The organism is Kitasatospora sp. NPDC059571, from assembly GCF_042735675.1.
GTDB lineage: Bacteria > Actinomycetota > Actinomycetes > Streptomycetales > Streptomycetaceae > Kitasatospora.
Genome location: NZ_JBHWBW010000008.1, coordinates 1 through 11,655 on the forward strand (window position 1 = coordinate 1; position 11,655 = coordinate 11,655).

The 11,655-nt window shown below is 74.5% G+C and carries 11 protein-coding genes; 6 read left to right on the forward strand and 5 right to left on the reverse strand.

Translation table 11 applies throughout. From position 1 onward, the window contains the following. Positions 1-244 precede the first annotated feature (244 nt). Together ACFV0G_RS02465 and ACFV0G_RS02470 are read left to right on the forward strand one after the other, a co-directional pair. Positions 245-1,108 carry a helix-turn-helix domain-containing protein gene (locus ACFV0G_RS02465; protein WP_380540306.1) on the forward strand — a complete coding sequence of 288 codons (864 nt, stop codon included), beginning with the start codon at positions 245-247 and terminating at the stop codon, positions 1,106-1,108. Beyond that, on the forward strand, positions 1,105-1,314 hold the full coding sequence (locus ACFV0G_RS02470; protein WP_380540309.1) for a DUF397 domain-containing protein: 210 nt from the start codon (positions 1,105-1,107) through the stop codon (positions 1,312-1,314). Before ACFV0G_RS02465 ends, ACFV0G_RS02470 begins: the two co-directional genes overlap by 4 nt. A gap of 25 nt (positions 1,315-1,339) precedes the next feature. Here ACFV0G_RS02470 and ACFV0G_RS02475 read toward each other — a convergent pair whose 3' ends face one another. Both ACFV0G_RS02475 and ACFV0G_RS02480 read right to left on the reverse strand, forming a co-directional pair. Continuing rightward, positions 1,340-2,437, reverse strand: coding sequence for an ADP-ribosylglycohydrolase family protein (locus ACFV0G_RS02475; protein WP_380540312.1), 1,098 nt, complete (start codon positions 2,435-2,437; stop codon positions 1,340-1,342). 133 nt (positions 2,438-2,570) lie between these two features. Beyond that, entirely contained in the window at positions 2,571-5,174 is a 2,604-nt protein-coding gene (locus tag ACFV0G_RS02480; RefSeq protein ID WP_380540315.1) for a bifunctional FO biosynthesis protein CofGH, read from the reverse strand. Positions 5,175-5,351: 177 nt separating this feature from the next. Between ACFV0G_RS02480 and ACFV0G_RS02485 the strand changes: the two genes are divergently transcribed. From ACFV0G_RS02485 to ACFV0G_RS02495, 3 genes are read left to right on the forward strand one after another with little or no spacing between them, the layout of a single operon-like run. Continuing rightward, complete coding sequence (locus tag ACFV0G_RS02485) at positions 5,352-6,569, forward strand: outer membrane lipoprotein carrier protein LolA (protein ID WP_380540318.1); 1,218 nt, start codon at positions 5,352-5,354, stop codon at positions 6,567-6,569. A gap of 2 nt (positions 6,570-6,571) precedes the next feature. Further along, complete coding sequence (locus ACFV0G_RS02490; RefSeq protein ID WP_380540321.1) at positions 6,572-7,582, forward strand: ABC transporter ATP-binding protein; 1,011 nt, start codon at positions 6,572-6,574, stop codon at positions 7,580-7,582. Next, entirely contained in the window at positions 7,569-8,456 is an 888-nt protein-coding gene (locus tag ACFV0G_RS02495) for an ABC transporter permease (RefSeq protein WP_380540323.1), read from the forward strand. The genes ACFV0G_RS02490 and ACFV0G_RS02495 overlap by 14 nt, the downstream gene beginning before the upstream one ends. 27 nt (positions 8,457-8,483) lie before the next feature. Here ACFV0G_RS02495 and ACFV0G_RS02500 read toward each other — a convergent pair whose 3' ends face one another. From ACFV0G_RS02500 to ACFV0G_RS02510, 3 genes are all read right to left on the reverse strand, one after another. Further along, positions 8,484-8,924: a hypothetical protein gene (locus tag ACFV0G_RS02500; RefSeq protein ID WP_380540326.1), complete on the reverse strand. Its 441-nt coding sequence runs from the start codon at positions 8,922-8,924 to the stop codon at positions 8,484-8,486. 176 nt (positions 8,925-9,100) lie between these two features. Further along, positions 9,101-10,096, reverse strand: a complete 996-nt coding sequence (gene rarD / locus ACFV0G_RS02505; protein ID WP_380540329.1) for an EamA family transporter RarD — start codon at positions 10,094-10,096, stop codon at positions 9,101-9,103. Positions 10,097-10,195: 99 nt separating this feature from the next. After that, on the reverse strand, positions 10,196-11,050 hold the full coding sequence (locus tag ACFV0G_RS02510) for an NAD(P)H-binding protein (RefSeq protein ID WP_380540332.1): 855 nt from the start codon (positions 11,048-11,050) through the stop codon (positions 10,196-10,198). 92 nt (positions 11,051-11,142) lie between these two features. On the opposite strand from ACFV0G_RS02510, the gene ACFV0G_RS02515 reads away from it, so the two are divergent. Then, positions 11,143-11,520 carry a winged helix-turn-helix transcriptional regulator gene (locus ACFV0G_RS02515; RefSeq protein WP_380540335.1) on the forward strand — a complete coding sequence of 126 codons (378 nt, stop codon included), beginning with the start codon at positions 11,143-11,145 and terminating at the stop codon, positions 11,518-11,520. Positions 11,521-11,655: the final 135 nt, after the last annotated feature.

Below are 11,655 nucleotides of genomic sequence, written 5' to 3' on the forward strand. Positions count from 1 at the left end.
GCCTTCGTGCGTCCGGGGCCGCGCGGCGGCACGGGTTGTACCGTGCCGGCGGGCCGGGCGCAAGGGTGGTCATCCCGAATGAGCTGTTTTCCGGTGATCTGTTCAAGTGCGCTGGTGGGAATCCCCCGCACGGAGCGGAGACAAGGTGGCATGCTCTCCACGTCAGGGGGGGTCGGTACCAATTTCCACACTGTTCCGAGGCGCGGCGCTGTCGTCCGTGCCAGAGGTCCGGCCGGAGGTCGATGTGTCCGCCAGCGTCAATCCCACCGTGCGCCGCCGAAGGCTCGGCGCGGAACTGCGGCGCCTGCGCGAGCAGAAGGGCATGACGGCCGAGGAGGTGGCCGGCCGCCTCATGGTGTCCCAGTCCAAGATCAGCCGGCTGGAGAACGGCCGGCGAAGCATCAGCCAGCGCGATGTCCGGGACCTGTGCGACGTCTACGAGGTGGCGGACGAACGGATTCGCGCCGGGCTGATGGAAATGGCCCGGGAATCCCGCCAGCGGGGCTGGTGGCACGAGTTCGGTGACATCCCGTACAGCGTGTACATCGGCCTGGAGGCGGAGGCCTCCTCGATCCGCGCCTACGAGTCGTCGTTCGTGCCGGGTCTGATGCAGACCCGGGAGTACGCGGAGGCGGTGGTCGCGGGCACCTTCCCCGACTACGACACCCAGGCCGTGAAGCGGCGGGTGGAGGTGCGGATCAAGCGCCAGCACCGGATAGACGGCGACGACGAGGACCGGCTCGGCAGCCTCTGGGTGGTGATAGACGAGGCGGTGCTGCGGCGCGAGGTCGGCAGCCGGGCGGTGATGGCCGATCAGCTCGGCCGGATGCTGGCGCTGAGCGAGCGGCCCAACATCAACCTGCAGGTGATCCCGTTCAGTCACGGCGCTCATCCCGGGATGACCGGGACATTCTCCCTCATGGAGTTCCCGGAGTCTGCGGATTCGACAGTTGTCTACTTCGAAGGAGTGACGAGCGATCTCTACCTGGAGAAGGAGGCCGACGTGCGGCGCTATACCAATCTGTACGACCACCTCCGAGCCGCGGCACTGAGCGTCGCGGACAGTCGGGCCTTGATACACACCATCGCAGAGGGGTTCAACGAATGACCAGCACGTCCACCACCAACCTGAACTGGCGCAAGAGCAGCCACAGCGGCGGCAACGGTGCCTGTGTGGAGGTCGCCGTCCCCGACGCGGCTTCGATCGCCGTGCGCGACTCCAAGGACCCCGACGGCCCGCGGCTGGTGTTCTCGAACGAGGAGTGGGCCGCGTTCGCAGGCGCCGTCGCGGCGGGCGCGTTCGGCGAGGTCTGACCTTCCCCGGCGCTACCCGGCGGGCTCAGCCGGTCGGGTAGCGCTCCGTCCACGCCGGGGTGCCGTGCAGGTCGGGCCCGGCCGTGAGCTCCAGGACGAAGTCGTCGGCGAGCTGCAGGATCGTGCCCCTCCCCTCCAGTTCCGCCACCAGGCCGGCCGGCAGCGCCGTCTCCCCGTGCAGCGCGCCCAGCAGGTTGCCGCAGATCGCGCCGGTGGAGTCGCTGTCGCCGGAGTGGTTCACGGCCAGCAGCAGCCCGGTCCGGACATCCTCGGCGACCAGGGCGCAGTACAGCCCGATGGCCAGCGCCTCCTCGGCCACCCAGCCCTCGCCGAGCGCCTCGATGCGCTCCGCGGAGGGCTCGCCGGCCCGGACGGCGTCCAGGGCGCCGCGCAGGGCCGCGGTGGTCTCCTCGTGGCCCTGCCGCTCGGAGAGCAGCGCGAGCGCCAGGTGGACGCCCTCCTCCAGGGTGCCGCCGCGGGCCACCGCGTGGACGATCACCGCGAGCGCCCCGGCGGAGAGGTAGCCGGTGGGGTGGCCGTGGGTCAGCACCGAGCACTCGACGGCGAGCTGGAACACCAGCGCCGGGTCCCAGGCCGTCAGCAGGCCGAAGGGGGCGGCCCGCATGACCGTGCCGCAGCCCTTGGAGTGCGGGTTGCGCGGCGCCTCCACGGTGCCGAGCCGCTCGGCGTCGGGTCCGGACAGGCCGGACAGGCAGGCCTGTCCGGGGGCGCGCTGGGCGTACAGCCACTCCTCGCGGCCGAGCCAGCCGAGGTCCGGGCGGCGCTCGTCCGGGCCCCAGTCCCGCTGGGTGGCGTGCCAGCGCAGGTAGGCGCGGTGCACGTCGGTCGGCGGGTGCCAGCTGCCGGTGTCCCGGCTGATGTGGGCCCGGATCAGGCCGTCCAGGGTGAACAGGGTCATCTGGGTGTCGTCGGTGACGGCCCCGCGGCGGCCGTACGCGGGCACGTAGCCCGTGACGCCCTGCGGGCCGTGCGCCGCACGGATCTTCTCCAGCGACTCGAACTCGATGCCCGCCCCGAGCGCGTCGCCGATCGCGCCGCCGAGGAGGCAGCCCCGGACGCGGCTGCGGTAGTCCTGCTGCTGGGCGCGCGACCACAGAGGCATCACGTGCGCATCCTTTCGTCCGAGGGCAGGTCCAGGAGCGCACTGTATTCGAAGATTCCGGCGAGTCGGCGGGTAGGTCGAACACCGGTGCCCGGGCGCGGTGGTGCGGGCGCCCGGGCACCGGCCGGCCCGGTCAGTCGGCGAGCGGCAGCAGGACGGGCAGGTGCCCGTCCGAGGCGAGCGCGGCCGCCCGGCGCTCGGCCGGGACCTCGCCGTACGTGGTGGTGCGCTGCCGGGCCGGCCGGCCGGCCGCCGCCGCGATCGCCTCCAGCTCCCGGACCGAGGTGTAGCTGCCCCAGGAGGAGCCGGCCATCCGTGAGATGGTCTCCTCCATCAGCGTGCCGCCCAGGTCGTTGGCGCCCGAGCGCAGCATCTCGGCGGCCCCGGCCGCGCCCAGCTTCACCCAGGAGGTCTGGATGTTGCGGATGTGCGGGTGCAGCAGCAGGCGGGCCATCGCCACCACCGCCCGGTTGTCCCGCGCGGTGGGCCCGGGCCGGGCCACACCCGCCAGGTAGACCGGCGCGTTGGTGTGCACGAACGGCAGGGTCACGAACTCGGTGAACCCGCCGGTGCGCTGCTGGATCCCGGCCAGCAGCCGCAGGTGGGCCAGCCAGTGCCGGGGCTCGTCGACGTGCCCGTACATCATCGTGGAGGAGGACCGGATGCCGAGTTCGTGCGCGGTCGTCACCACCTCGACCCAGGTGGCCGCCGGGAGCTTGCCCTTGGTCAGCACCCAGCGGACCTCGTCGTCCAGGATCTCCGCGGCGGTGCCCGGGATGGTGTCCAGGCCGGCCTCCTGCGCCCGGGCCAGCCAGTCGCGGATCGACAGCCCGGTGCGGGTCGCCCCGTTGACCACCTCCATCGGCGAGAAGGCGTGCACGTGCATGCCCGGCACCCGCTCCTTCACCGCCCGCGCGATGTCGAAGTAGGCGGTGCCCGGCAGGTCGGGGTGGATCCCGCCCTGCATGCAGACCTCGGTCGCGCCCACGTCCCAGGCCTGCGCGGCGCGTTCGGCGACCTGCTCCAGCGAGAGGGTGTAGGCGTCGGCGTCCGTCCGCCGCTGGGCGAAGGCGCAGAACCGGCAGCCGGTGTAGCAGACGTTGGTGAAGTTGATGTTCCGCGTCACGCAGTAGGTGACCTCCTCCCCCACCGCGTCCCGCCGCACCGCGTCCGCGACGGCGCACAGCGCGTCCAGCGCCGGCCCGTCGGCGTGGAAGAGCGCCAGCGCCTGCGCGTCGTCGAGCTTCTGCGGGTCGTCCGCGGCCACCGCCAGGGCCTCCCGGACGTCCCGGTCCAGGCGCTCCGGCGCCCGCGCCGCGACCTGCTCGCGCAGCACCTGCCAGTCGCCGTAGACCTCCTCGAAGTCGGCCCGGCGGTCGGCCGAGCGGCCCTCGGTGTCGATGGTGCGGTGCAGGTCGGTGCGGCCGGACCCGACCTGGACGTCCTCCGGCTCCTGCCAGGGCAGGCCGACGGGCCGGGCATCGGGACGGGCCAGGCCGGTCTCCGGGTCGGCGAGGGCCGCCACATGCGGGACCAGCCGCGGGTCCAGCCAGGGCTCGCCGCGCCGCACGAACTCCGGATAGATCGTCAGCCGCTCCCGCAGGTCGAAGCCGGCCGCGGAGGTCCGGGCGGCGAGCTCGTCGATGTGCGGCCAGGGACGCTCCGGGTTCACGTGGTCCGGGGTCAGCGGCGACACCCCGCCCCAGTCGTCGATGCCCGCGCCGATCAGCAGCGCGTACTGCTCGTCGGCCAGGTTCGGCGGTGCCTGGAGGCGCGCCGCGGGGCCGAGCACCAACCGGGCCACGGCGATCGCCGCCGCGAGCTCCTCCAGCTCGGCGTCCGGCACCCCCCGCATCGCGGTGTCCGGCTTGGCGCGGAAGTTCTGCACGATCACCTCCTGGACGCCGCGGTACTGCCGCGCCACCCGGCGGATCTCGAACAGCGCGTCCGCCCGCTCGGCGAAGGACTCGCCGATGCCGATCAGCACGCCGGTGGTGAACGGCACCGAGGAGCGGCCGGCGTCCTCCAGCACCCGCAGCCGCACCGCCGGCTCCTTGTCGGGCGATCCGTGGTGCGGGCCGCCCGGCTCGGACCAGAGCCGGGTCGCCGTGGTCTCCAGCATCATCCCCATCGACGGTGCGACCGGCTTCAGCCGCTGGAAGTCCGTCCAGGACAGCACCCCGGGGTTGAGGTGCGGCAGCAGCCCGGTCTCCTCCAGCACCCGGATCGCCATCGCCCGCACGTACGCCAGGGTGTCGTCGTAGCCGTGCGCGTCGAGCCACTCCCGGGCCTGCGGCCAGCGGTCCTCCGGCCGGTCCCCCAGCGTGAACAGCGCCTCCTTGCAGCCCAGCGCGGCCCCTTGGCGGGCGATGTCCAGCACCTCCTCCGGCGAGAGGAACATTCCCTGCCCGTCCCGGGCGAGCCGGCCGGGCACGGTCACGAAGGTGCAGTAGTGGCAGCGGTCCCGGCAGAGCCGGGTGAGCGGGACGAAGACCTTCCGGGAGTACGTGATCACGCCGGGGCGGCCCGCTGCGGCCAGGCCGGCGTCCCGGACCCGGGCGGCCGAGGCGCACAGGTCGCGCAGGTCCTCCCCGCGCGCCTGCAGCAGGACCTCGGCCTCCGCCCGGTCCAGCGCCACGCCGTCCCGGGCCCGGCGCAATGCGCGGCGCATCGACGAGGCGGAGGGATGCTGGGGAGCGGGAGCGGGGCCCGGGACAACGGGCTTCGAGGCGTCCATGCGCCGACGATACGTGACCCCCGTCAGCCTGTGGGATGACGGGACCCTGAGCCGCTGTCAGGGTCGGGTGCGACGAGCGGTGTACCCGGATCTGGCCCTTGGGAGCGATGCCCGGGACGCCCGGGGCACGTCTAATGGACTGGGCAGCAAGTCACCGAACGGGAGGGGTTGACGGAGATGACGGAGCAGCAGGGGGCGGAGCCGTACCGCCCGCGCCGCAGGGCGCTGGTGCGGGTCGCGGTGCCGGTCGCGGTGGTCGCGGCGGTGGGTGCGGGCGTGGGGCTGGTCCCGGCGCTGGCCAGCGCCGGCGGGCCGAGCCTGCCCGCGGTGACCGCCGAGCAGCTGGTGGCGAAGGTGCTCGGCTCGGACACCCAGGCGCTGTCGGGGACGGTGCAGGTGCAGGCCGACCTGGGGCTGCCGACGCAGCTGCTGGGTGCGGCGGCCGGCCCGGTCGGCTCGGGCGGCACCGGCGGCGCGGACCCGGCGGCGAAGCTGACGGACCTGCTGGGCGGCAAGCACACTCTGCAGGTCGCGGTGGACGGCCCGGACCGCCAGCGGATCGGCCTGGTGGAGAACCTGGCCGGGTACGAGGTGGTGCACAACGGCACCGACGTGTGGGCGTGGGACAGCTCCTCCAACGAGGCCGTGCACATGACGGCCCCGCAGCACGGGTCGGAGCGGCCCGGGGCGCGGCTGCCCGGGGTGTTCGGCTCGCAGGTGCCGGCGACGCCGCAGCAGGCCGCCGAGCAGCTGCTGAAGCTCGGCGCGGGCACCACGTCGGTGTCGGTCGACGGCACCACCACGGTGGCCGGCCGGTCGGCGTACCGGCTGAAGGTGAAGCCGACGCAGCAGGGGTCGACGATCGGGCAGGTACGGATCGCGGTGGACGCCGAGCGGGGTGTGCCGCTCATGGTGCAGGCCGTCTCGACCGGTGGCGCGACGGTGCTGGACTTGCACTTCAGCTCGGTCTCGTTCGCCACCCCGGCGGCGTCCGCGTTCGCCTTCACGGTGCCCAAGGGCGCCAAGGTCACCGAGCACCGGGGGCAGGACGGCGCGGCCGGGCGGCCGAAGTCCGGGCAGGGCAGGGCCGGGCAGCCGGCCGCGGGCCCGGGCGGCGCGTCGGGGGCCACGGTCGTCGGCGAGGGCTGGACGTCGGTGGTGGAGCTGCACCTGCCGTCGGGCCTGCCCGAGGTGCGCGACGGCGGCAAGGTCGGCCATGGCGGCCCGGGCGGGGCAGGCAACCCGCTGGCGCTGGCGAAGGGCTTCGGCAAGCCGGTCGGCGGTGGCACGCTGATCTCCACCAAGGTGGTCAATGTGCTGGTGACGGACGACGGCCGGGTGTTCGCCGGCGCGGTGACGCTGCCGGTGCTGCAGCACGCGGCCGGGGTGAAGTAGGGGTGGCGCTGCCTCCCGTGGCGGAGCCGGGCCGGGCCGTGCCGGGCCCGGCTCCCGCCGGCGACCCGGGCTCCGGCTCCGATGACGTGATCCGCACCCGCGGGCTGAGCAAGCGGTTCGGCGGCCGGCTCGCCGTGGACGGCCTGGACCTGGCGGTGCCGCGGGGCAGCGTGTTCGGCTTCCTCGGCCCGAACGGCTCCGGCAAGACCACCACGATCCGGATGCTGATGGGCCTGATCGCCCCGTCCGCGGGCTCCGCGACGGTGCTCGGGGCGCCGATGCCGCAGTCGGTCCCGGCGGTGCTGCCCCGGGTCGGCGCGCTGATCGAGGGCCCGGCGCTGTACGGGTTCCTGACCGGGCGGGCGAACCTGGCCCGGTTCGACGCGGCCGACCCGACGGCGGATCCGCGCACCCGCGAGCAGCGGGTGGCGGCCGCCCTGGAGCGGGTCGGCCTGTCCGCGGCGGCGGGCAAGAAGGCCCGGGCGTACTCGCTGGGCATGAAGCAGCGGCTGGGGCTGGCCGCCGCGCTGCTGCAGCCGCGCGAGCTGCTGGTGCTGGACGAGCCGACCAACGGGCTGGACCCGCAGGGCATGCGGGAGATCCGCGCGCTGGTCCGGGAGGTGGCGGCCGAGGGCACCACGGTCTTCCTCTCCTCGCACCTGCTGGACGAGATCGAGCAGGTCTGCACCCATGCCGCGGTGATGTCGCGCGGCCGGCTGGTCGTGCAGGGCACGGTGGCCGAGCTGGCCGCCCGGGCGCAGGGGCGGCTGGTGGTCCGCACCCCGGACGCGGCGGCCGCGGAGAAGGTGCTGGCGGAGCACGGGGTGACGGAACTGCACACCGACGGGGCCGAGGTGCGCGGGCTGCCGCCGGAGGGCGAGGACGCGCTGCCGCCGCTGTGTGCGGCGCTGGTGGCGGCGGGGGTGCGGGTGCGCGGCTTCGGGGTGGAGCGCGGCACGCTGGAGGACGCCTTCGTGGCGCTGACCGGGGAGGGCTTCGATGTCGCAGGCTGAGGCGGTCCGGGCGGGCGCGGCAGGGGCGGGCGCGGGCGCGGTGCGGCGGGTGACCGCGGCCGGTTTCGCCGCGCTGTTCCGCTCCGAGCTGGCGCTGGTCTTCCGCCGGGCGCGGACGATCGCGCTGCTGGCGATCCTGGCGTCGCTGCCGGTGCTGATCGGGGTGGTGGTGCGGATCCAGACCGGCGGTGCGCGCGGCGAGGGGCCCGCGTTCGTCGCCCAGGTGACGCAGAACGGGCTTTTCCTGGTCTTTACCGCCCTGGCGGTGGCGCTGCCGGTCTTCCTGCCGATGACCGTCGGGGTGGTCGCCGGTGACGCGGTCGCCGGCGAGGCGAGCGGCGGGACGCTGCGCTACCTGCTGGTCGCCCCGGCGGGCCGGACGCGGCTGCTGGCGGCGAAGTTCACCGCGGCGGTGGCGTACTGCACGGCAGCGACCGGGGTGATCGCGCTGTCCGCGCTGGCCACCGGTGCCGCGCTGTTCCCGCTGGGCGAGGTGACGCTGCTGTCCGGGGACACCATCGGTGCGGGCGAGGCGCTGCTGCGCGCGCTGCTGGTGGCGCTGGTGGTCGCGGCGTCGCTGCTCGGCCTGGTCGCGATCGGACTGTTCGTCTCCACGCTGACGACCAGCGGGATCGCGGCGATGGCGACCACCGTGGTGCTGGTGATCACGGTGCAGATCCTGGACACCTTCCCGCAGTTGCACGCGGTGCAGCCGTTCCTCTTCACCCACCACTGGCTGAGCTTCTCCGACCTGCTGCGGCAGCCGATGCACTGGGACGGCGTGCTGCAGAACCTCGGGCTCCAGGCGGTGTACACCGCGGTGTTCGGCTCGGCGGCCTGGGCCAGGTTCAGCAGCCGCGACGTCACGGGGTGAGCGCGGCGCCGGCGGGCCGGGGGGCCGTCAGCGCAGCGGCAGGATCCGGGAGGCGGCGACGGCGCAGGCGAGCACCGGCAGCTGGGCGGGGGCGATCAGGAACAGCGGCGACCAGTTGGGGCAGACCAGCCGGACGCCGGCGGTCAGCCCGTGCAGCCGGGCCCGGTGCGAGCCCCTGAGCTCGACCCGGTCGAGCCGGTACGGGCCGTCGAGGGTTATCGCCGGCCGGCCGTGGCGCTGCCACTGGATGGCCACCGCTCCGCCGCTGGGGGCGCCGGTGAGCAGCAGCTCTCCGCTCTCGGCGGCGTCGAACTCGCGGCGGACGGCCGGGACGTGCAGGGCGGAGCCGTCGGCGAGCAGGCCGTCGGCGTCGGGGCGCACGGCGGCGGCCACCGGGCCGGTACTCGGGACTGCCCGCCGGAATGGCCGGGCGAGCTGGCCCGTCAGCTGACCGGTGAGGTGAACCATCGCAACCCTCCTGTGGCCGTGCGGCGGCCGCACAGCGCGGGGTTTCCGTCGGCCGGCGGCGGTGGCACCCCGGACGTTAGCAGTCCGGGCGGGCGGTTGAGGAGATCCGGCAAGCACTTCTTCACAGCAGGAGTGCCGGTGCGAACGGCCCCCGCGCAGAGCGCATCCGTGCGGTCTCAGCGGGTGACGGGCGCGCCCGGTGCCGGTTCGGCCGGGTGGTCCGCCGCGGGCGCGGCCGGGGTCCGGCCGGCGGCGGCCGCCAGGGCGGCCCGGTCGGCCCGCAGCCGGCGCAGTGCGTCGTAGGTGAGCACCGCGAGGGCGGCCCAGACCAGGGCGAAGCCGGCCCAGCGGGCGGGCGGCATCGACTCGTGGAAGACGGTGATGCCGATCAGGAACTGGAAGACCGGGGCGAGGTACTGGAGCAGGCCGAGCGTGGTGAGCGGGACGCGGACGGCGGCGGCGCCGAAGCAGAGCAGCGGGACAGCGGTGATCACGCCGCTGAGCACGAGCAGGCCGGCGTGGGCCCAGGCGGGGGTGGTGCCGGCGGCGTGGCCGAGGCTGCCGGTGCCGCGGACCTGGAGGTAGATCAGGAAGCCGAGCGCGAAGGGGAACATCGCGGCGCTCTCCAGCGCGAAGCCCTCCTGTCCGCCGAGGGCGACCTTCTTCTTCAGGAGTCCGTAGGTGGCGAAGGACAGGGCGAGGGTGAGGGCGATCCAGGGCAGCCGGCCGTAGCCGATGGTGAGCACGGCGACGGCGAGGACGCCGATGCCGACGGCGGCCCACTGGGCGCGGCGCAGCCGCTCGTGGAGCAGCAGGACGCCGAAGCCGATGGTGACGAGGGGGTTGATGAAGTAGCCGAGGCTGGTCTCGACCACGTGCCCGGAGTTCACACCCCAGATGTAGACGCCCCAGTTGACGGAGATCACGGCGGCGGCCGCGGCGACCAGGGCGAGCCGGCGGGGCTGGGCGAGCAGGGGCCGGACCCAGGCCCAGCGGCGCTGGACGAGGAGCATGAGGGCGACGGCGACCAGCGACCAGACCATCCGGTTGGCGAGGATGTCGACGGCGCCGGCGGGTTCGAGCAGCGGCCAGAACAGCGGGAAGAGGCCCCACATGCCGTAGGCGGCCGCGCCGTACCAGAATCCGCGGCCGGCCTCGTCCTGGTCCGTCATGCCGCCCTGCCCTCCACGCGTGCCGTTGTCGGGTCGACGGTAGCGGGAGGGAGGGCAGGATGTCACGCCCGTATCCACCTTTTGGTCATGACAGTTGCCTCAGGCACCCAGTGCGGCCTTCACCGAGTCCGCGAGCGGGGTGGTGGGACGGCCGATGAGCGCGGACAGGACGCCCCGGTGGCGGGCCAGCTCGCCGCGGCCGATCGCGGCGTCGACGTCGACCAGGATCGCCGCGAAGCCCTCCGGGAGCCCGGCCGCGACCAGCGCCGCGCGGTGCTCCTGCGGGGTGGTGTCCCGGTACTCGACGGGCCGGCCGGCCTGCGCGGACAGCTCGGCCGCGTACTGCGACAGGCTCCACGCCTCGTCGCCGCTGAGCTCGTAGACGCGGCCGGCGTGGCCCTCGCCGGTGAGCACCGCGACGGCCGCGGCCGCGTAGTCGGCGCGCGCGGCGGAGGCGACCCGGCCCTCGCCGCTGCTGCCGAGCACCGTGCCGCGCGCGACGGCGTCGGCCGCGGTATCGGTGTAGTTCTCGGTGTACCAGCCGTTGCGCAGGAAGACGTACGGCAGGCCGGAGGCGCGGATCGCGGCCTCGGTGGCCTTGTGCTCGGCGGCCAGGTCGAAGCCGGCCTCGTCGCCGCCGAGGACGCCGGTGTAGGCGAGCAGGGCGACGCCGGCCGCGGCGGCGGCGTCGACCACGGCGGTGTGCTGGGCGACCCGGGAGCCGACCTCGCTGCCGGAGATCAGCAGCACCTTCTCGCCGGCCCGGAAGGCGCCGGCGAGGGTCTCGGGCCGGGCGTAGTCGGCGGTCCGGACCTCGACGCCGCGGGCCGCCCAGTCGGCGGCCTTCTCCGGCGAGCGGACGACGACGGCGAGGCCGGCCGCGGGGACTTCGGCCAGCAGGCCCTCGACGACGAGGCGGCCCAGCCGGCCGGTGGCACCGGTGACGACGATCATTGCGCACTCCCTCAGGTGATTTCGCGTTCAACCACCACGGTAGGCATGGCACTAACCAATCGAAAGTACGCACTTTGAAGTAGGGTACTGACATGAAGGTAAGCACCGAGATCCGACCGCTCGTCGACGTCACGGACCGCAACTGCCCGTCCCGGCTGGTGCTGGAGCACGTCACCAGCCGCTGGGGCGTACTGGTGCTGATCGCGCTGCGCGAGCGCGGCTACCGGTTCAGCGAGCTGCGCCGCCGGGTGGCCGGGGTCAGCGAGAAGATGCTCGCCCAGACCCTCCAGACCCTGGAGCGCGACGGTTTCGTGCACCGCGAGGCGCACCCGGTCATCCCGCCGCGGGTCGACTACAGCCTGACCCCGCTCGGCGCCCGCGCCGCGGAGCTCGTCGGCGGGCTGGCCCACTGGGTGGAGCAGTCGCTGCCCGACGTGGTCGCCGCCCGCGCCGCCTACGACGGCCGCTGAGCCACCCGTGGCGCCGCGCGGGCGCCCGCCCGCACCGCGGACACGGTACGGCCCCCGCCCCGGGGGGGCGGGGGCCGGTGGGCCGTGGGGGGGGGGGAGAGCCACCGGCCGGGGTGGATCCCCGGGGGCAGGGCG

Bases quoted from the DNA above. Each gene is read 5' to 3' on its own strand.
- ACFV0G_RS02510 (WP_380540332.1), bottom strand. From the start codon at position 11,050: ATGATCGTCGTCACCGGTGCCACCGGCCGGCTGGGCCGCCTCGTCGTC.
- ACFV0G_RS02485 (WP_380540318.1), top strand. From the start codon at position 5,352: ATGACGGAGCAGCAGGGGGCGGAGCCGTACCGCCCGCGCCGCAGGGCG.
- ACFV0G_RS02515 (WP_380540335.1), top strand. From the start codon at position 11,143: ATGAAGGTAAGCACCGAGATCCGACCGCTCGTCGACGTCACGGACCGC.
- ACFV0G_RS02470 (WP_380540309.1), top strand. From the start codon at position 1,105: ATGACCAGCACGTCCACCACCAACCTGAACTGGCGCAAGAGCAGCCAC.
- ACFV0G_RS02480 (WP_380540315.1), bottom strand. From the start codon at position 5,174: ATGGACGCCTCGAAGCCCGTTGTCCCGGGCCCCGCTCCCGCTCCCCAG.
- ACFV0G_RS02500 (WP_380540326.1), bottom strand. From the start codon at position 8,924: ATGGTTCACCTCACCGGTCAGCTGACGGGCCAGCTCGCCCGGCCATTC.
- ACFV0G_RS02495 (WP_380540323.1), top strand. From the start codon at position 7,569: ATGTCGCAGGCTGAGGCGGTCCGGGCGGGCGCGGCAGGGGCGGGCGCG.
- ACFV0G_RS02475 (WP_380540312.1), bottom strand. From the start codon at position 2,437: ATGCCTCTGTGGTCGCGCGCCCAGCAGCAGGACTACCGCAGCCGCGTC.
- rarD (WP_380540329.1), bottom strand. From the start codon at position 10,096: ATGACGGACCAGGACGAGGCCGGCCGCGGATTCTGGTACGGCGCGGCC.